The sequence below is a fragment of the Marinobacter sp. MDS2 genome (assembly GCF_030718085.1).
Classification (GTDB): Bacteria; Pseudomonadota; Gammaproteobacteria; order Pseudomonadales; family Oleiphilaceae; genus Marinobacter.
In genome coordinates this window covers 675,677-692,991 of the sequence record NZ_JAVAJF010000001.1, presented here as the reverse complement: position 1 = coordinate 692,991, position 17,315 = coordinate 675,677, and the positions used below count along the sequence as shown (strand labels likewise).

18 protein-coding genes are annotated in these 17,315 nt (G+C 58.0%); 13 read left to right on the top strand and 5 right to left on the bottom strand.

Going from position 1 to position 17,315, the window contains the following annotated elements; all coding sequences use genetic code 11:
• Positions 1 to 10 precede the first annotated feature (10 nt).
• From pcaF to Q9245_RS03300, 3 genes are read right to left on the bottom strand one after another with little or no spacing between them, the layout of a single operon-like run.
• Positions 11 to 1,213, bottom strand: a complete 1,203-nt coding sequence (pcaF, locus tag Q9245_RS03310) for a 3-oxoadipyl-CoA thiolase (RefSeq protein WP_305895823.1) — start codon at positions 1,211 to 1,213, stop codon at positions 11 to 13.
• 8 nt (positions 1,214 to 1,221) lie between these two features.
• Positions 1,222 to 1,998, bottom strand: a complete 777-nt coding sequence (locus tag Q9245_RS03305; protein ID WP_022990599.1) for a CoA-transferase subunit beta — start codon at positions 1,996 to 1,998, stop codon at positions 1,222 to 1,224.
• Positions 1,998 to 2,813, bottom strand: a complete 816-nt coding sequence (locus Q9245_RS03300) for a CoA transferase subunit A (RefSeq protein WP_022990600.1) — start codon at positions 2,811 to 2,813, stop codon at positions 1,998 to 2,000. The genes Q9245_RS03305 and Q9245_RS03300 overlap by 1 nt, the downstream gene beginning before the upstream one ends.
• 196 nt (positions 2,814 to 3,009) lie before the next feature.
• Between Q9245_RS03300 and Q9245_RS03295 the strand changes: the two genes are divergently transcribed.
• A complete protein-coding gene (locus Q9245_RS03295; RefSeq protein ID WP_305895822.1) occupies positions 3,010 to 3,789 on the top strand; it encodes an IclR family transcriptional regulator C-terminal domain-containing protein in 780 nt (259 codons plus the stop codon).
• A gap of 3 nt (positions 3,790 to 3,792) precedes the next feature.
• Here the strand turns inward: Q9245_RS03295 and Q9245_RS03290 are convergent, their stop codons facing one another.
• Complete coding sequence (locus tag Q9245_RS03290) at positions 3,793 to 4,695, bottom strand: LysR family transcriptional regulator (protein WP_305895821.1); 903 nt, start codon at positions 4,693 to 4,695, stop codon at positions 3,793 to 3,795.
• Between the two features lie 106 nt (positions 4,696 to 4,801).
• On the opposite strand from Q9245_RS03290, the gene Q9245_RS03285 reads away from it, so the two are divergent.
• From Q9245_RS03285 to Q9245_RS03230, 12 genes are all read left to right on the top strand, one after another.
• Positions 4,802 to 5,923, top strand: a complete 1,122-nt coding sequence (locus Q9245_RS03285; protein WP_305895820.1) for a muconate/chloromuconate family cycloisomerase — start codon at positions 4,802 to 4,804, stop codon at positions 5,921 to 5,923.
• 34 nt (positions 5,924 to 5,957) lie between these two features.
• Complete coding sequence (gene catC / locus Q9245_RS03280) at positions 5,958 to 6,248, top strand: muconolactone Delta-isomerase (RefSeq protein WP_058342332.1); 291 nt, start codon at positions 5,958 to 5,960, stop codon at positions 6,246 to 6,248.
• Between the two features lie 70 nt (positions 6,249 to 6,318).
• Positions 6,319 to 7,260: a catechol 1,2-dioxygenase gene (gene catA, locus Q9245_RS03275; protein ID WP_305895819.1), complete on the top strand. Its 942-nt coding sequence runs from the start codon at positions 6,319 to 6,321 to the stop codon at positions 7,258 to 7,260.
• A 116-nt stretch (positions 7,261 to 7,376) separates the two neighbouring features.
• Positions 7,377 to 8,750 (top strand): Rieske 2Fe-2S domain-containing protein, encoded by a 1,374-nt coding sequence (locus tag Q9245_RS03270; protein ID WP_305895818.1) that lies wholly within the window; start codon positions 7,377 to 7,379, stop codon positions 8,748 to 8,750.
• The gene (benB, locus tag Q9245_RS03265; protein WP_305895817.1) at positions 8,747 to 9,238 is read left to right on the top strand and encodes a benzoate 1,2-dioxygenase small subunit; all 492 of its coding nucleotides are present in this window, start codon (positions 8,747 to 8,749) and stop codon (positions 9,236 to 9,238) included. Before Q9245_RS03270 ends, benB begins: the two co-directional genes overlap by 4 nt.
• Before the next feature lie 20 nt (positions 9,239 to 9,258).
• The gene (benC, locus tag Q9245_RS03260) at positions 9,259 to 10,290 is read left to right on the top strand and encodes a benzoate 1,2-dioxygenase electron transfer component BenC (protein ID WP_305895816.1); all 1,032 of its coding nucleotides are present in this window, start codon (positions 9,259 to 9,261) and stop codon (positions 10,288 to 10,290) included.
• The gene (gene benD, locus Q9245_RS03255; RefSeq protein ID WP_305895815.1) at positions 10,287 to 11,066 is read left to right on the top strand and encodes a benzoate diol dehydrogenase BenD; all 780 of its coding nucleotides are present in this window, start codon (positions 10,287 to 10,289) and stop codon (positions 11,064 to 11,066) included. The genes benC and benD overlap by 4 nt, the downstream gene beginning before the upstream one ends.
• A gap of 58 nt (positions 11,067 to 11,124) precedes the next feature.
• Entirely contained in the window at positions 11,125 to 12,471 is a 1,347-nt protein-coding gene (locus Q9245_RS03250; protein WP_305895814.1) for an MFS transporter, read from the top strand.
• A 118-nt stretch (positions 12,472 to 12,589) separates the two neighbouring features.
• Positions 12,590 to 13,768 carry a benzoate/H(+) symporter BenE family transporter gene (locus Q9245_RS03245; protein ID WP_305895813.1) on the top strand — a complete coding sequence of 393 codons (1,179 nt, stop codon included), beginning with the start codon at positions 12,590 to 12,592 and terminating at the stop codon, positions 13,766 to 13,768.
• Positions 13,769 to 13,997: 229 nt separating this feature from the next.
• On the top strand, positions 13,998 to 14,819 hold the full coding sequence (locus tag Q9245_RS03240) for a class III extradiol ring-cleavage dioxygenase (RefSeq protein WP_305897159.1): 822 nt from the start codon (positions 13,998 to 14,000) through the stop codon (positions 14,817 to 14,819).
• Positions 14,820 to 14,829: 10 nt separating this feature from the next.
• A complete protein-coding gene (locus Q9245_RS03235) occupies positions 14,830 to 15,027 on the top strand; it encodes an SDR family oxidoreductase (RefSeq protein WP_371824803.1) in 198 nt (65 codons plus the stop codon).
• Positions 15,028 to 15,103: 76 nt separating this feature from the next.
• A complete protein-coding gene (locus tag Q9245_RS03230; protein ID WP_305895812.1) occupies positions 15,104 to 15,898 on the top strand; it encodes an FUSC family protein in 795 nt (264 codons plus the stop codon).
• 84 nt (positions 15,899 to 15,982) lie between these two features.
• On the opposite strand, the gene Q9245_RS03225 is transcribed toward Q9245_RS03230, so the two are convergent.
• A complete protein-coding gene (locus tag Q9245_RS03225; RefSeq protein ID WP_305895811.1) occupies positions 15,983 to 17,260 on the bottom strand; it encodes an alkaline phosphatase PhoX in 1,278 nt (425 codons plus the stop codon).
• Positions 17,261 to 17,315 lie beyond the last annotated feature (55 nt).

Genomic DNA, 17,315 nt, shown 5'->3' with positions numbered 1-17,315 from the left:
AAGGGTCCGATCAGACCCGTTCAATCAGTGTAGCAATACCCTGACCCACACCCACGCACATGGTGCACAGGGCGTAGCGGCCGCCAGTGCGCTGCAGTTGGTGTGCCGCAGTCTGCAGCAGGCGCGCGCCTGACATACCCAGCGGATGGCCGAGGGCAATGGCACCACCGTTCGGGTTCACCCGGGGGTCGTCATCGGCAACGCCCAGCTCACGCAGCACTGCCAGGCCCTGGGCGGCGAAGGCTTCGTTGAGCTCGATCACGTCGATCTCATCGATGCTGATGCCCTGTTTTTTCAGCAGCTTCTGGACGGCCGGCACAGGGCCAATACCCATGATCCTGGGTTCTACGCCAGCGGTGGCCATGCCCAGGATTTTCGCCATCGGCTTCAGCCCGTGCTGTTTGACTGCAGCTTCGCTGGCCACAAGCATGGCGGCGGCGCCGTCGTTGACGCCAGACGCGTTACCCGCGGTCACACTGCCATTTTCACGGAACGGAGCAGGGAGGGCCGCGAGTTTCTCCAGGGTGCTGGCGCGGGGATGCTCGTCGGTGTCGAACACCAGCGGCTCCTGTTTCCGCCGGGGAATCGACACCGGCACAATTTCCTCCGCGAAGATGCCGTCTTTCTGGGCCCGGGCGGTCTTTTCCTGGGAGCGGAAGGCGAACAGGTCCTGATCTTCCCGCGACACCTTGTACTGCTCGGCTACGTTCTCCGCCGTTTCCGGCATGGAATCGACGCCGTATTGTTTTTTCATCAGCGGATTCACAAAGCGCCAGCCGATGGTGGTGTCTTCAATTTTCTGGCCCCGGGAAAACCCGGAGTCCGCCTTGCCCATCACGTAGGGCGCGCGGGACATGGATTCCACGCCGCCGGCCAGTACCAGGTCCATTTCTCCGGCGCGGATGGCGCGGAAGGCGGTGCCTACTGCGTCCATACCGGAACCGCACAGGCGGTTTAGGGTGGTGCCGGGTACGGAGGTGGGCAAACCGGCCAGCAATGCCGACATGCGGGCCACGTTGCGATTGTCTTCACCGGCCTGGTTGGCGCTGCCCATCATGACCTCGTCGATGGCTGCCGGGTCCAGATCCGGGGCCTGCTCAAGTACGGCCTTGAAGATATGCGCGGCCAGGTCATCCGGGCGTACGCTGGCGAGGGTGCCACCAAAACGGCCGATGGCGGAGCGGCGGGGATGGCAAATGAATACGTCAGTCATGGTGGACCTCACTGTTGGCCGGAATGATGGGCATTGGTGCGGGTTTTCAGGTCCCGCAGCACTTTGAGTTCCTCGGCGGTCGGCGCCGGGGTGGTTTCCAGCTGCTCGGCGAAGCGGATGTCCCAGCCGGTCGCCTCGATCACGTCTTCCCGGGTCACGTTCGGGTGCAGGGAGGTGACCACGAGCTCCTTAGTCTCCGGATCCGGCTTGAGGATGCACAGGTCGGTAATGACCACCGTGGGGCCACGGCCAATGTTCGGTACGTTGTCCCGGGCCTTGCCGTCACGGCCGAAGCCGACGGTGGTCACGAAGTCCACATCCTTCACGAAGGTGCGCCTGGAGTGCTTCACGGTAATGAACACTTCCTTCGCGTTGGTGGCAATTTCCGGGGCGCCGCCACCGCCGGGCAGGCGAACTTTGGGCTCGCGGTAATCGCCGATCAGGGTGGTGTTCAGGTTGGCGTAACGGTCGATCTGGGCGGTGCCCAGGAAGCCAACGCTGATGTGGCCGCCCTGCAGCCAGTAGCGGAACATCTCAGGCACGGAAACCGTGGTCAAGGCCGATTCGCACAGCTCGCCGTCGCCGATGGACAGTGGCAGCACGTCTGGCTTGGTTTGCAGGGTGCCGGATTCGTAGATCAGGGTGACATCCGGAGCGTGGGTCAGGCGAGCCAGGTTGGCGGCCTCGCTGGGCAGGCCGATGCCCACGAAGCAAGTCATGTCGTTGGTCAGCGCACGGGCAGCGGTAACGCTCATCATTTCGGAAGATGTGAATTCAAGGCTCATCACGCGGCTCCTTTCTCGAATACGTTTTCTTGCAGCCAGGTCTGGAAGGTCTCGCGGTCGCGGGCAATGCCGTCCCAGTCTTTGTAGAAGGCGTTGTCGCGGTCGTAGTAGCCCAGTGCATAGGACGGCCTGGCGCCTTTCGGAGCCTCGGCAATCGCGGTGATCGCCCAGGACGGCAGCACGCAGGCATTAACCGATGCGCCCAGGTCATCCACGATTTCCTCGACGGTGACAATGCTGCGCTTGGCGGCCAGCACCACTTCTTTCTGGATACCGACGATGCCTTCAATCAGCACATTGCCCTTGCGGTCGGCCCGCTGGGCATGGATTACCGCCACGTCCGGGCGAATCGACGGCACGGCCGCCAGGCGCTCACCGGTGAACGGGCATTCGATGAACTTGATCTGGTCATTTACTTTCGGCAGATCGCTGCCTACATATCCGCGCAGAACTGCCAGCGGCAGGCCGGCCGCACCAGCTTCATAGGCGTTGGCCATGGCCGCGTGGCTGTGTTCGAGAATCTCCAGCTGGTTCGGCCAGCCCTTTTCAACAGCATCCCGCAGGCGGTGCAGGGAGCCCACACCCGGGTTGCCGCCCCAGGAGAAGATCAGTTTTTTGGCACAGCCGGCACCGATCATCTGGTCATACACCAGGTCCGGGGTCATGCGGATCAGGGTCAGGTCCCGCTTTTCCTGACGGATGATTTCATGGCCCGCAGCAAACGGGATCAGGTGGGTGAAGCCTTCCATCGCCACGGTATCACCGCTGTTGATGTACTTGCTCACCGCTTCCTTGAGGGGAAGAAACTCGGCCATCGCAATGCCTCCTGTGTCACTTTTGTGATGAGTTCGCTGTACGAACATAAGTTTAATATGCGAACATGATGGCGCGATTGGTTTTGGGTCGTCAAGTACAAATTTTGTTCACAAGGTAAAATGTACAGTTGTTCGTTGTGCGAACACGCTGTGGGCGTGCGAAACTAAGGCCAGTAACGGTACTTAAGGAGTCAGAATGGACGAGCAGATTCTCAAGCCCGGTGATCGGGATTACGTGGGAGCGTTGGCTTCGGGGCTGGAGGTTTTACAGGCTTTTGATGCGGAGCACCCACGAATGACCCTGAGCGAAGTGGCAGCCCGCACCGAGATGGATCGGGCCAAGGCTCGGCGCTTCCTGCTGACGCTGCACGCACTGGGCTTTGTGAAGCGAACCGGCCGGCAGTTTGAGCTGACCCCCCGGGTGCTTCAGCTGGGTTATGCCTACCAGGTGTCAAACCAGTATCGGGCTGTGATTCAACAGTACCTTGAAGACGTGACAGCTGAACTCGGGGAGTCGTCTTCTCTGGCCGTCCTGGATGGTGATGACGTGGTTTACGTGGTGCGCTCGGCGGCCCGCCACCGGTTGATGGCCATTACCTTGTCGGTCGGCACCCGCTTGCCTGCGGCTTATACCTCGATGGGGCGGGTGTTATTGGCCCAGTTGCCGGAGCATGAGTTGAAAGCGTATCTCGACAGGGTCAGTCTTGAGCCTTATACCGGGTTGTCCATTACCGACCAGCAGGCGCTCCGGAAAGAAATAGATAAGGTTCGCGAGCAGGGCTATGCGATGGTTGACCAGGAACTGGATCAGGGGCTGCGCTCGGTGGCAGTGCCAGCGTTTGCTGGCAGTGGCGAGTTGCTGGGGGCACTGAACATCAGTACCAACGCCGCACGGGTGGATATGGATACCCTGATGAACACCTACCTGCCCCGCCTGCAGGCAGTAGCCGAAAAGGTCCGGCAAACCGCTCGCTGATGCTCAGGGATACCGGCCCATCACCCGGTTTTCGATCAACTCCCCCAGAATCGTATTTGTCAGGCGCATGACTGCGTTGGGGCTTTCTCCTCTTCGGCGGGAGGCGATCACCGGCGTGGTAATGTTGTCATCCTCCAGCGGCATATAGTCCACCCCTTCACGTTGCAGCCGGCGCACCTGCTCCGGCACCAGGGTAAAACCCATGTCAGAGGCCACCAGGGACAAGGCGGTTTGCAGGTCGTTCACTTGCTGGATGACATGTGCTCTGAGGCCGCGACGGTGAAACAGGCCCTGGGTAATATCGGAAAAGTTGGGGCCGGCGCCGGCTGGAAAGGTGATCATGGGTACCTCAGAGAGTTCTTTCATCGAAGGTGGATGCCGGCTGAGCGGATGGCAGGCAGGCAGGGCTGCAATCATGGGTTCGTCGAAGAGAAGTTCCTGTTCGACATCCGGGTCCTGAATGTTCAGGCGGCCAAAGCCGATATCGATCTTTCCCGCTTTCAGGGCTTCTATCTGCTCCCGGGTTTTCAGTTCGTGCAGCACAATCTCCAGGTTTTTGTTCTGCCGAAGCCGGCGCACCATCAGGGGTAACTGTCCGTAGAACACCGAGGGCACGAAGCCGATCGAGAATAGGGTTTTCCGGTGCTGGGCGATCCGGCGGGTGTCGTCTACGGTGGCATTAACCTTGTCCAGTACCTGCTTGGCCTGCTCCAGAAAGTACTCGCCGCCGGTGGTCAGCTCCAGGCCCCGTGGTTTGCGAATAAATAATTCCACACCTACTTCCTGTTCCAGCTGTTTGATCGCCCGGGTCAGGGGTGGTTGCGCAATAAACAGCTTTTCGGCGGCGCGGGTCAGGTTGCCTGCTTCGGCCACTGCGACGAAGTACCGCAAGTGTCTCAGCTCCATCCATACCTCCAGGGTATCGGTTATTACTTAATCAATATTGGTTCACGTCAGTGAAACTTCGTACTGTTTGAATCACAGGATTTTTACCTTGCGATTCGGAGTAGTTATGTCAGCCACCATTCAGTCCCTTGAAGTCATCCTGGTCGATATCCCGACCATCCGCCCGCACAAGCTTTCGATGACAACCATGGGGGTTCAAACCATGGTGATTGTGCGCGTGAGGGACTCTGATGGCTTGGAAGGCCTGGGTGAGGCGACCACCATCGGTGGCCTGGCCTATGGCCCCGAAAGCCCGGAAAGTGTAAAGCTTACCATTGATACCTATTTCAAACCGCAACTGATTGATCAGCCTGCCAGCAATATCAATACCCTCAGGGTAATGTTAGACCGCTCCACCCGCGGCAACAACCTGGCCAAGTCGGCCATTGAAACCGCCTTGCTGGACCTTCAGGGCAAACGCCTGAACCGCCCGGTGTCGGACCTGCTCGGTGGCGCACTGCACCAGCACATTCCGGTGCTCTGGACGCTGGCCAGTGGCGATACCGGCAAAGATATCGCAGAGGCCCTGGATCTGATCGAAGCGCGTCGCCACTGTGACTTCAAACTCAAGATCGGCTCCCGTCCGGTGATGGACGATGTTCGTCATGTGGCGGCGATCAAAGAAGCGGTCGGTGACAGCGCCAGTGTCCGTGTGGATGTGAATCAGGCCTGGGACGAAGCCACGGCCGCCAAAGGTATGGCGGAATTGCAGGCGGCCGGTATTGATCTGGTAGAGCAGCCCACCCCGATGAAGGATTACGCCGCCTTGGTACGGCTGTCTGAAAAGTTCCACCTGCCCATCCTGGCCGACGAGGCCGTGGCAGACGCCAAGGACATGTACAGCCTGGCGGCCGCCGGTTTCAGCGGCGCCGTGGCGATGAAAATTGCGAAGGCGGGTGGCCCGATGAAGGCACTGGCCCAGGCGAAGGTGGCCCAGGCCGCGGGTATCGGCCTGTACGGCGGCACCTTGCTGGAAGGTACCATCGGCACGGTCGCATCCCTGCATGCGTGGTCCACGCTCGAAACCCTGCACTGGGGCACGGAGATGTTCGGCCCGCTGCTGATGAAAGACGACATCGTGGTCAAGCCGCTGAACTTCCACAACAACGGTGTCGATCTGCCGCAGGGCCCGGGCCTGGGTATCGAAATTGATGAAGACAAGCTGGACCGGTATCGCCGCAAAGCCTGATACGCCAAAAGATTCAGTAAACGGAGGAAAGCACATGCTGTTCAAAGTTGAGATGAAGGTGAACATCCCCCACGACATGCCCGCCGAAGTCGCTGCGGACATCAAGGCCCGGGAAAAAGCCTACGCCCAGGACCTGCAAAAACAGGGTAAGTGGCGTCACCTGTGGCGAGTGGCGGGCAGCTACGCCAACGTCAGTATCTTTGACGTGGCAGACAACGCCGAGTTGCAAGACCTGATCAGCAACCTGCCGCTGTTCCCTTATATGGATATCACCGTCGCGCCCTTGTGCCGGCACCCGTCTTCTATCCATGAGGATGACCGTTAATCACACCCTTTGTTGCCAACTGATGAACTGATACGAGCAACAAAAATAACAGTAACCGAGGAGAACAATCATGACCGTTAAAACTATGCATACTGCGGACGTGAAGGACCTGCTGGAGAAAGTGGCCGGCTTCAATCAGGAAGGTGGAAACGAGCGAGTAAAGAAAATCGTTCATCGTCTGATGCACGATATTTTCCAGATTGTTGAAGACTTTGACGTGACAGCCGAAGAGTTCTGGCAGGCCGTTTACTACGTTGGTGACTTGGGCAAGAACGGCGAAGCCGCCCTGCTGGCGCCAGGCCTGGGCATGGACAAGTACCTGGACATCCGCATGGATGCCGAAGACGAGCAAGCCGGCCTGGCCGGAGGCACGCCGCGCACCATTGAAGGCCCGCTGTATGTAGCCGGTGCCCCCATGAGCGAAGGCTTTGCCCGCATGGACGATGGTTCCGACGAAAGCGCCGAGACCATGATCCTGACCGGTCAGGTGACTGACGAGAACGGCGCCCCTCTGGTAAATGCGGTGGTGGATGTCTGGCACGCCAACACCATGGGCAACTACTCCTACTTTGATCAGTCCCAGACCGAGTACAACCTGCGTCGCCGTATTCGCACCGACGAAAACGGTCGGTACATCGCGCAGTCCATCATCCCGTCTGGTTACGGCTGTCCGCCTGAAGGTTCCACCCAGGCCCTGCTGAACCTGCTGGGTCGCCACGGTAACCGCCCGGCGCACATCCACTTCTTTGCCTCCAAGTCGGGCTACAAGCACCTGACCACCCAGATCAACCTGGCCGGTGACGAGTACACCTACGACGACTTCGCCTTCGCTACCCGTGAAGAGCTGGTGGTTGAAGCCAACCGCATCGAAGACCCGGCCAAGGCTGAGCAGTTCGGCCTGAACAAGCCGTTCACCGAAGTGGAGTTCAACATCCAGCTGGTTGCTACCGACAAGCCTGAGCTGCAAAGCCGCCAAGAGCGCAAGCGCGCCCTGGAAGGCGAAGCGGCCTGATTCCAACCCTTTAATCCCAATGTTCTTGTGATCCGACCGGCCTGTGAACGCAGGCCGGTCAGGGGGCCCACACGCCCGAAAAACGGTTTTCACAACAACAAAATGGAGTGACGAACATGACTCGCCAACTCGACCGACTTGAGAAAACGATCCGCAACGCGGTGGAAGCCGATGCACAAACCGGCCACTACCGCTGTGACCGCAGCATCTTCACCGACGAAGAGCTGTTTGAACTGGAGATGAAACACATCTTCGAAGGCAACTGGATTTTCCTGGCGCACGAGAGCCAGATCGAGAATCCGGGCGACTACTACACCACCACAGTGGGTCGTCAGCCGGTGATCATCACCAAGACCAAGGATGGCGAGCTCAAAGCAATTCTGAACACCTGTACCCACCGCGGGGCGACCCTGTGCCGCAAGAAGCGCGGCAACAAGACCTCCTTCACTTGCCCGTTCCATGGCTGGACCTTCAAGAACGACGGCAAGCTGCTGAAGGCCAAGGACCAGAAGAAGGGCGGTTACCCGGACAGCTTTAACGTGGACGGCTCCCACGACCTGAAACATCTGCCGAAGTTCGAAAACTACCGCGGCTTCTTGTTCGGCAGCCTGAACGCCGACGTATTGCCGCTGGAAGAGTACCTGGGTGAGACCACCAAGGTGCTTGACGCCATCGTGGACCAGGCGCCGGAAGGCCTGGAGATCCTGCGCGGCGCGTCCACCTATACCTACGAAGGTAACTGGAAGCTGACTGCCGAAAACGGCGCCGACGGCTACCACGTAAGCACCGTGCACTGGAACTACCTGTCCACTATGGGCCAGCGCAACTACGAGAAAGGTGGCACCGAGGCAGTAGATGCCAAGAGCTGGTCCAACGAAGGCGGTTTCTACTCCTTCGAGAACGGCCACATGATGCTGTGGACCCGCCTGACCAACCCGGAAGTACGCCCGGTATACAACCAACTGGAGCGCCTGGAAAAGGAAGTGGGTGAGGCGAAGGCCGACTTCATCGTGCGCACCACCAAGAACCTGTGCCTGTACCCGAACGTTTACGTGATGGACCAGTTCTCCACCCAGATCCGGGTGCTGCGCCCGATTGACGTCAACAAGACCGAGATCACCATCTACTGCTGGGCACCCAAGGGTGAATCCGCAGACAACCGCGCCAAGCGCATTCGTCAGTACGAAGACTTCTTCAACGTGTCCGGCATGGGCACGCCGGATGATCTGGAAGAGTTCCGCGCTTGCCAGCAGGGCTACTACGCCAAGGGTACCAAATGGAACGACATGAGCCGTGGCGCCCAGCAATGGATTGAAGGCGCCGACGACTGGGCCAAGGGCATCGACCTGAAGCCGATCCTCAGTGGCGCCAAACCGGAAGATGAAGGCCTGTATGTAACGCACCACCAGCACTGGGTGGAAGAGATGACCAAGGCTGTTGAAACCGAGCGCGCGCGCTTTATTTCCCTGACCGAGGAGGCTTCCAAATGAGCATGTCTTTCGAACAGATCCAGGCTTTTGTTTACCGGGAAGCCCGTCTGCTGGACGACCGGGAGTGGGATGAGTGGCTCAAGTGCTACCACGAAGACGTTACCTACTGGATGCCGGCCTGGGACGACAACGACGAGCTGACCGAAGATCCGCAGACCGAGATCTCGCTGATCTACTACCCCAACCGTAGTGGACTGGAAGACCGCGTCTACCGGCTGAAAACCGAGCGTTCTGGCGCCAGTTCCATCCCGGAGCCGCGCACCGTTCACCTGACCAGCAACCTGGAAATCCTGGAGCGGGACGGCGACACCGTAAAACTGCGTTTCAACTGGCAGACCAACAGCCACCGTTACCACAAGACCCAGTCCTTCTTCGGCGTGTCTTTCTACACCCTGGACTGCAGTGGCGAGCAGCCGCTGATCACCGAGAAGAAGGTGGTTCTTAGCAACGATTACATCAATCAGGTGATTGATATCTATCACCTGTAATTGATGGGGAGAGCATCATCATGAGTTACAACATCGCGCTTAATTTTGAAGACGGCGTTACCCGGGTCATCACTTGCAATGAAGGTGAAACCGTTCTCGACGCCGCCTACCGGGCCCAGATCAACCTGCCCATGGATTGCTCCGACGGTGTCTGCGGAACCTGTAAGGGATCCTGCCACCAGGGTGAGTTTGACATGGGTGACGAGTACATCGACGAAGCGCTGTCTGACGAGGAAGCCGAACAGGGCATGGTGCTGACCTGCCAGATGGTGCCCTCCAGCGATTGTGTGGTTGAGGTTCCGGCGGCCGCATCCCTGTGCAGCAAGGCCGGTAACGAGGCCGTTACCGGCACCGTGGGTGAAGTCAACCTGATTTCCCCCACCGCCATCGAACTCAAGGTTACCGCAGACGCCGATATCGGCTTCCTGCCGGGCCAGTACGTAAACATCCAGGTGCCCGGCACCGAGGAAACCCGTGCTTACTCGTTCAGCTCCCGCCCGGGCAGCCGCGAGTTGAGCTTCCTGATCCGCAACGTGCCCGGTGGCCTGATGAGCTCTTGGCTGGTGGGCAAGGCCAAGACTGGCGACAAGGTGACCCTGACCGGCCCCATGGGTGTGTTCTACCTGCGCCCGGTCCAGCGCCCTGTTCTGATGCTGGCCGGTGGTACCGGCCTGGCTCCGTTCCTGGCCATGCTCGAAAGCCTTAAGGAAAAAGGCTGCGAGCAGCCCACTCACATGATCTACGGCGTGACCAACGACGATGACCTGGTGGGGCTGAAAGCCCTCGAAAAATTTGCCGAAGAAATTGAAAACTTCAGTTTCAAGACGGTAGTGGCCAGCGACGAAAGTTCGCATCCCCGCAAGGGCTATGTCACCAACCACATGGAAGATGCACCGATCAACGAGGGTGATGTAGACGTGTATCTGTGCGGGCCGCCTCCGATGGTTGACGCGGTACTGGGTTACTTCCGGGAGCAGGGCATTGAGCCCAACTCCTTCCACTACGAGAAGTTCACCCCGAGCGTATCCGCGGCTGAGGAGAAAGTGGCATGACCCCGCGTTTCACAGGCAAGGTGATGGTGGTCACCGGTGCGGCACAGGGCATTGGCCGGCGAGTGGCCGAACTGGCCGCCGCCGAAGGTGCCCGCCTGGTCCTGGTGGACATCGCGGACTACGTGCAGGGCGTTGCCGCCGAGCTGCGCGATCAGGGCTCTGAAGCCCTGGCCGTGCAGGCCAACCTGGAAACCTGGGAAGGTGCGGAAATGGTGATGGCCAAGGCCCATGGGCAGTATGGCCGCATCGACATCCTGGTTAACAATGTGGGCGGCACCATCTGGGCCCAGCCGTTCGAGCAGTACCAGCCGGAACAGATCCAGAAGGAAATCCAGCGCTCGTTGTTCCCGACCCTGTGGTGCTGCCGCGCTGTGCTGCCTTACATGGTGGAACAGAAGGGTGGTGCCATTGTGAACGTCTCATCGGTGGCGACCCGTGGCCTGATGCGGGTGCCCTACGGCGCCGCCAAGGGCGGCGTTAACGCCATGACTGTAAACCTGGCTTTCGAGTACGCCGAGCATGGCATCCGGGTGAACGCCACGGCCCCAGGCGGCACCGAGGCACCTCCCCGGCTGACGCCGCGCAACACCGAGGCACAGGGCGAGCGGGAACAGGCCTGGTACCAGACCCTGATCGACCAGACCAACGCCACCAGCTTCATGCGCCGCTACGGCACCCTTGATGAGCAGGCGGAACCGATTTTGTTCCTGGCTTCCGATGCGGCCAATTACATCACCGGAACCATCCTGCCCGTGGCCGGCGGCGACTGCGGTTAACGCAAAAAGATTGATAGGAACTCCCGACAAAAACAATAGTATTCGGAGAAACAGACCAATGAGAAACATCGACGTCAACGGCGTTATTGATAACGCGACATTCAACAAATTTCACTGGAAGGTGCTCTTCTGGTGCACCCTGATCATTATCTTTGACGGCTACGACCTAGTGATTTATGGCGTGGTTCTGCCGCTGCTAATGGACCAGTGGAACCTCAATCCGTATGTGGCAGGTTTGCTGGGTAGCAGTGCCTTGTTCGGCATGATGTTTGGTGCCATGGGCTTTGGCATGCTCTCCGACAAGTGGGGCCGGAAGAAAGTCATCCTGATGTGTGTGGTCCTGTTCAGTCTGACCACAGTTATCAACGGCTTTGCCACCAACGCCTGGCAGTTCGGCATCCTTCGGTTTATTGCCGGCCTTGGAATAGGGGGTGTAATGCCCAACGTGGTGTCGCTGATGAGCGAGTATTCGCCCGCTCGTAAACGCAGCACGCTCGTGGCTCTCATGTTCAGCGGCTACGCCGTGGGCGGCATGATTTCGGCAGGCCTGGGTATCTGGATCGTGCCCAATTTCGGCTGGGAGATCATGTTCTATCTTGCCATTGTGCCGATGTTGCTTCTGCCCCTGATGATCAAATACCTGCCTGAGTCGGTGGCATTCCTCATGGCCCAGAAGCGCGAGGGCGAGGCGCGGAACATTCTTTGCCAGGTGGCGCCTTTCAAAGCTATTAACGAGCAGGACGTCCTCGTTGTTCCGCCGACCACAGAAAGCAAGGCGCCGGTGCTGGAACTGTTCCGGGGTGGCCGTGCCATGAGCACGCTGATGTTCTGGGTGGCCTTCTTTAACTGCTTGTTGATGGTGTACGCACTTGGCTCCTGGTTGCCGAAACTGATGTCGGCGGCCGGTTATCCGCTCGATTCCAGCCTGATGTTCTTGATGGTGCTGAACATCGGGGCCATTGTCGGCGCGGTTGGCGGTGGATGGTTGGCCGACCGTTTTTCACTGCGATCTGTCATGGTGAGCTTTTTCATCCTGGGGTCGGGCTCTCTGATCACCCTGGGCTATGAAAACCCGATGTGGGTTCTCTACACCCTGATGGGAATCGCCGGCGCCACGACCATTGGATCGCAGATCCTGTTGTACGCCTACGTGGCCCAGTACTACCCAACCAGCATACGGTCTACCGGGTTGGGCTGGGCTTCGGGAATCGGTCGCAACGGCGCCATCGTCGGCCCCATGCTCGGTGGCACCCTGCTGGCTCTTGCCCTGCCGCACCATGTGAATTTCCTGGCGCTGGCAATTCCGGGCGCGATTGCCACCGTCGCCATTGCGCTGGTGGGCCGGCGGTTCGGTGAGAAGCCTGTTCAGTCGGAGGCGGAAACGGCACTGGCCCCGACTAATTAATTGTGGAGCGTTGATGCACCCCTGAGGGAGACTGTCAGTCGAACCCCTCGTTTGCCCCGGCGCGTGAGTGACCGGGGCTTTTTTCCGTTCCCGAAGATCAGATGAGAAGGAATTGAGCATGCCGCAGCTTTTCCGAGACATGTCGTTATCCGCCGTTGCGGCCGGTTTCCTGGCGGTGCTGGTTTCGTACGCCGGGCCGTTGGCCATCTTTTTCCAGGCCGGCGCGGCGGCGGATATTTCAACCCAGATGATGACCTCCTGGGTCTGGGCTATTTCAATGGGCGCGGCCGTTTCCGGAATCCTGCTGTCGCTGTGGCTCAAGGCACCGATTGTGACTGCCTGGTCCGCTCCCGGAACGGCGCTTCTGGTAACCCTGTTCCCGGAGTTGTCATTAAACGAGGCAGTAGGTGCCTATATCACCGCCGCCGTGATTATCTTTGTCATCGGTGTTTCGGGCACGTTCGATGCGTTTGTAAGGGCCATTCCAAAAGGTGTGGCCGCCGGGATGATGGCCGGAATCCTGTTCCAGTTCGGGGTCGGTGCCTTTACGGCTATCGAATCCACACCGGCACTGGCGATCGGCATGCTGTTGGCCTACGTGGTGTTTCGCCGGCTGGTGCCGAAATACACGCTGGTCCTGCTTCTGATTGTCGGGGTAGTACTGGCGGTGGTGCTTGAGGATGCATCTCTGGCCGGTGTTCGGTTGAGCATGGCTGTCCCCCAGCTCATCACCCCGGAATGGAACCTCGGTTCCACCCTGAGCCTGGCTATACCTTTGGTACTGGTCAGCCTGACGGGGCAGTTTCTGCCAGGCATGGCAATTCTGCAGGGGGCCGGGTACAGGGTGAAGGCCAAACCGGTTATCGCTGTGTCCAGTCTCATCTCGCTGCCGATGGCATTGTTCGGCGGAATCACGACGGTAGTTGCCGCCATTACCGCTGCGATCTGCACCGGCAAGGATGCTCAGGAGGATCCCTCGAAACGTTACATAGCAGGAGTATTCAATGGCGTGTTCTATCTGGTGGGTGGTCTGTTTGCCGGCACGATCGTGGCGCTCTTCACCTCATTGCCTGCAGCCTTTGTAGCGGTATTGGCCGGCCTGGCCCTGCTGGGGGCCATCGCCAATAACCTGTTTGCGGCGTTGGAAGACGCGGGCCAGCGGGAGGCGTCACTGATCACATTTATCGTGACCGCTTCCGGACTATCGCTGTTCGGATTGTCCTCCGCCTTCTGGGGAGTGGTGATTGGTTTCGGATGCCATGCAATCACACGGGCCGTCCCAGCCAACCCCAGGTAACCGGGATCCGAATGAAAAATATGAAAAGCATGAATACATGCAAGGAGATGTTACAGGTCAAAGTTTGAATGCCATCGTTAATGCGCGGTTGCAGGGACAAGAAGGTTTGTTCCTTAATAACTCTTGGTTGGAACTGTTGTTCTTTTCTAAGGGTTCTACTGCTCAGAGTGTGAGTATAAATTTAGTATCCACGATACCCACGAGAAGAACTAACGGGAGTGACAAGATTATGGCCGACTTCGACACACTCCAGATCGAACAGCCGGTCTGGTTCATACCTCACGGAGCAGGCCCCTGTTTCTTTATGGACTGGAACCCGCCCGAAGCATGGGATGGAATGGCAGACTTCCTTGCAAACCTTTCTGTATCGCTACCACGCCAGCCGCGAGCGGTTTTATTAATATCCGCGCACTGGCTGGAGTCAGACTTTCGGGTAACCGGGAGTACGAAGCCGGAGCTGATCTTTGATTATTATGGATTTCCAGCGCATACCTATGAACTGACGTATCCGGCGCCCGGATCACCCAACTTGGCTGATCACGTGTTGAGGCTTCTTACAGAGGCTGGTTTCGATGCCGGGGCAGACCATGAAAGGGGCTTTGATCACGGCATGTTCATACCGTTGAAATTGATATTTCCCAAGGCAGACATCCCGGTTGTCCAACTTTCCCTGCGCGCGGATCTGGACCCGGAGGCGCACCTTGCGGCGGGAAGGGCTTTGGCCTCTCTGAGGCGGGAGGGCGTTTTAATCGTGGGCAGTGGTATGAGCTTTCATAACATGCGCGGTTATGGCAACGCAGCGTTCACACCACGATCAGAGGTTTTCGACAACTGGCTGAGCACGGCTGTGGAAGCTGAGCCCGGTGAGCGGTGGGCCAATTTGGCCAATTGGTCAGCTGCACCCTATGCCTATGACTGTCACCCCCAAGGCCATGAAGAACATCTGATCCCTCTTATGGTGGCCGCGGGTGCCGCCGGCGAGAGTGTGGGGCAAAAAGTTTATTCGGAGCAGGTGCTCAAGAGCCAGCTTTCAGCCTATCGTTTCGGTTGATTAGCGCCGCATTCGATCCTCGGATACCTTAAAGAATTCACATAGAGACGGAAAAAGCGATGAAAACCGCCCCTCCTCTCTTATCAAACGATTCGCGGATCCTGAAGAGGTGGCAAGTCTGTGTGTCTATGCCGCATCGCCCCAGGCCAGCGCCACGACCGGCTCGGCGCTGAGGGTAGAGGGCGGCATTGTCGAGAGCATCGCCTGATTTAGCATTATCAGACGGAGAACAGAGAATGGGTGGCTCGGGCAAGTAAAGGCCACCAGCTAACCTGGTCGCGGGCATGCTGCTGATGCCGCTCAGCGGAATGACGGTCATGCTGGGTGGCGGCCATGGCATTAACGCTTTCGGGTTGCAGCTGGTGCCGGTTATTCAGTCATTAGCAACGCATCCAAAACTGGATGATTCCAGCCGGACCGCGTTACTCGATCAGCGAACCGCTTTTGAAATAGAACTTCTCGGCGCGCCGGCAAGCGAAGCAGAAATCTCCCGGATCCTCACTGAAAAAACAGAAGTCACGAGAGCCGATTGGGTTACCCGGGAAGCTGAGCAGAAGGATGTTGCTGAGTTTCGGAGAGTTGACGTGGCGGAAAATGCGGCCAGTTTCTCGGAAAAAAGGATGCATTCTTCTCATCGGCGGGCGATACAGGTGACGGCAGCGGTAATGCCGGCAGCCCTGGCTGGATTTCTTATTTCACCGGAAAGATGGCCATGGGCGGTGTTGGTAGCCATGTTCATGTTTTTTGGAACAGAAAACTCGGGACGATTGTTAAGCAAGGGCGTGCAAAACGTTATTGGCGTCGTTGTGGGATTCGCTCTGGCAATTGTTTTAAGCAGTATTTTGCCACCCATTCCCTGGTTGGAGTGGGCCACAATTATGGCCCTGACTTTTCTGTCCTTCTACTTTATACCTGTTAACTACGCTGCCGGAATGGCGGCAGTAACGGCTCTCATTGGACAGGCACTTTCTCTCGGGGGAGGTGACATCGGAATGTTGCTTGGGCTCAGGTTCATCGAAGTTCTGGCTGGCGCAACCTTTGGAATCTTTGCCGGCCTTTTCGTGATTGACCCGTCCTGAATAAGATTTACACCCTCCGTAAACTCAAGTAGGAAGGTGTAAATCTTATTCAGGACGGGTCATCGACGATAAATAGGGCGTTAATCAGGCCTTCACTAGCCGCTTCAAGAAGCGACTAGGAACTTTCACCTCATAGGTTATGCCGAGCCCTAGAAGTCCAGGACCGATGGCGCTGCCTCTTTGAGAGCTGAAGTAGAGGAACTGGCCATTACGAGTAAATGCTGGACCGGTTAGTTCACTGCCGCCGCCGGGTACTTGTAACAAGATTTTGGATGGCCCGTTTGGGTTCATCACCATCAGGCGCATCGCATCACCATCTTCTGAAACGATGACATCTCCCATGGGCGAGATGGTGATGTTGTCGACATCATCAAATGGGACGTCCGGAGCCATAAGTTGTTCGTTGTCGAATACAACTTCAATTAGCTCGTTATCGATGTCGAGTGCGTAAACTCGGTTATCGCCTTTGCACGCAAAATATACGACCGCACGAAGAGGGTGAGAAGCTCCAGTCACACGAGGCTGCTTATCTTTCGTGAGCTCCTGAATCCAGATGCCTTCGCCGCCTTTGAATACAGTTCCTGGAGCCCCTACACCAGTCGTCTTTTGGATTTCAGAGCGAACCTCACTTTGGGGGCGGTCAGGAGAATGAATGGGGACCCATCGAACCCTGTGGACCTTGCGGGCTTCGGTGAGGTCTTCCTGATAGCCACCCGCTTCAAAACCTTCGATTTCCAAGGCTTCCAAAGTGCCGTTTTGCATGTCCAATCCCGGCTTGCCGTTAATTGAGACCGCCATGCCGCTGGACCGGAAGCGATAAAGTCGTCCGTCTCCTGCGTCTTCGGTGAGATAGAGCGTCTTTGTTTTTAGATCTACCGCGACAGCTTCGTGGTTGAAGATTCCGAGAGCCGGAAGTTCTCTAGCGGTACCGGGGGTGCCCAGAGGGTCGCATTCATAAACCCGGCCATCACTAACCTCCTCACAGGACAGCCAAGTTTGCCAAGGACTTGGTCCACCGGCACAGTTCCGTCGAGTGTTCTTGAGAATGGGGTAGCTATCGGTGAGCTGGCCATTTCGGTCAAACTTCAGTGCGCCAACACCACCGGTTAATGTGGTTTCGCTGTTGCTTACATAGATCCAGCCGCCGTCATCCAAATCAAATACGGCACCGCCATCTGGGAAGGTATGCCACAGGTAGTTGACCTGACCGGGAGAAGATAGGGGAAGGACTGTGGAGGCTAAGAGGCCGGATATGGCAACGCGCCGAATCTCAAAGTCAGCGGGAATCATTATGTCATCTACTCCGCTGTTCTCAAGCGGACCAATGCCCATGAGAGGTCCGGCTGTAAGAGGGAGTTCCATAGCTAGAGCCTCCGGAGGCGTTGCGCCCGAGCCGGGGGAGGGAGGTGTGTCCTGT

Coding starts and splice junctions, on each gene's coding strand:
- pcaF (WP_305895823.1), bottom strand. CDS start 1,213: ATGACTGACGTATTCATTTGCCATCCCCGCCGCTCCGCCATCGGCCGT.
- Q9245_RS03305 (WP_022990599.1), bottom strand. CDS start 1,998: ATGAGCCTTGAATTCACATCTTCCGAAATGATGAGCGTTACCGCTGCC.
- Q9245_RS03300 (WP_022990600.1), bottom strand. CDS start 2,813: ATGGCCGAGTTTCTTCCCCTCAAGGAAGCGGTGAGCAAGTACATCAAC.
- Q9245_RS03295 (WP_305895822.1), top strand. CDS start 3,010: ATGGACGAGCAGATTCTCAAGCCCGGTGATCGGGATTACGTGGGAGCG.
- Q9245_RS03290 (WP_305895821.1), bottom strand. CDS start 4,695: ATGGAGCTGAGACACTTGCGGTACTTCGTCGCAGTGGCCGAAGCAGGC.
- Q9245_RS03285 (WP_305895820.1), top strand. CDS start 4,802: ATGTCAGCCACCATTCAGTCCCTTGAAGTCATCCTGGTCGATATCCCG.
- catC (WP_058342332.1), top strand. CDS start 5,958: ATGCTGTTCAAAGTTGAGATGAAGGTGAACATCCCCCACGACATGCCC.
- catA (WP_305895819.1), top strand. CDS start 6,319: ATGACCGTTAAAACTATGCATACTGCGGACGTGAAGGACCTGCTGGAG.
- Q9245_RS03270 (WP_305895818.1), top strand. CDS start 7,377: ATGACTCGCCAACTCGACCGACTTGAGAAAACGATCCGCAACGCGGTG.
- benB (WP_305895817.1), top strand. CDS start 8,747: ATGAGCATGTCTTTCGAACAGATCCAGGCTTTTGTTTACCGGGAAGCC.
- benC (WP_305895816.1), top strand. CDS start 9,259: ATGAGTTACAACATCGCGCTTAATTTTGAAGACGGCGTTACCCGGGTC.
- benD (WP_305895815.1), top strand. CDS start 10,287: ATGACCCCGCGTTTCACAGGCAAGGTGATGGTGGTCACCGGTGCGGCA.
- Q9245_RS03250 (WP_305895814.1), top strand. CDS start 11,125: ATGAGAAACATCGACGTCAACGGCGTTATTGATAACGCGACATTCAAC.
- Q9245_RS03245 (WP_305895813.1), top strand. CDS start 12,590: ATGCCGCAGCTTTTCCGAGACATGTCGTTATCCGCCGTTGCGGCCGGT.
- Q9245_RS03240 (WP_305897159.1), top strand. CDS start 13,998: ATGGCCGACTTCGACACACTCCAGATCGAACAGCCGGTCTGGTTCATA.
- Q9245_RS03230 (WP_305895812.1), top strand. CDS start 15,104: ATGCTGCTGATGCCGCTCAGCGGAATGACGGTCATGCTGGGTGGCGGC.
- Q9245_RS03225 (WP_305895811.1), bottom strand. CDS start 17,260: ATGGAACTCCCTCTTACAGCCGGACCTCTCATGGGCATTGGTCCGCTT.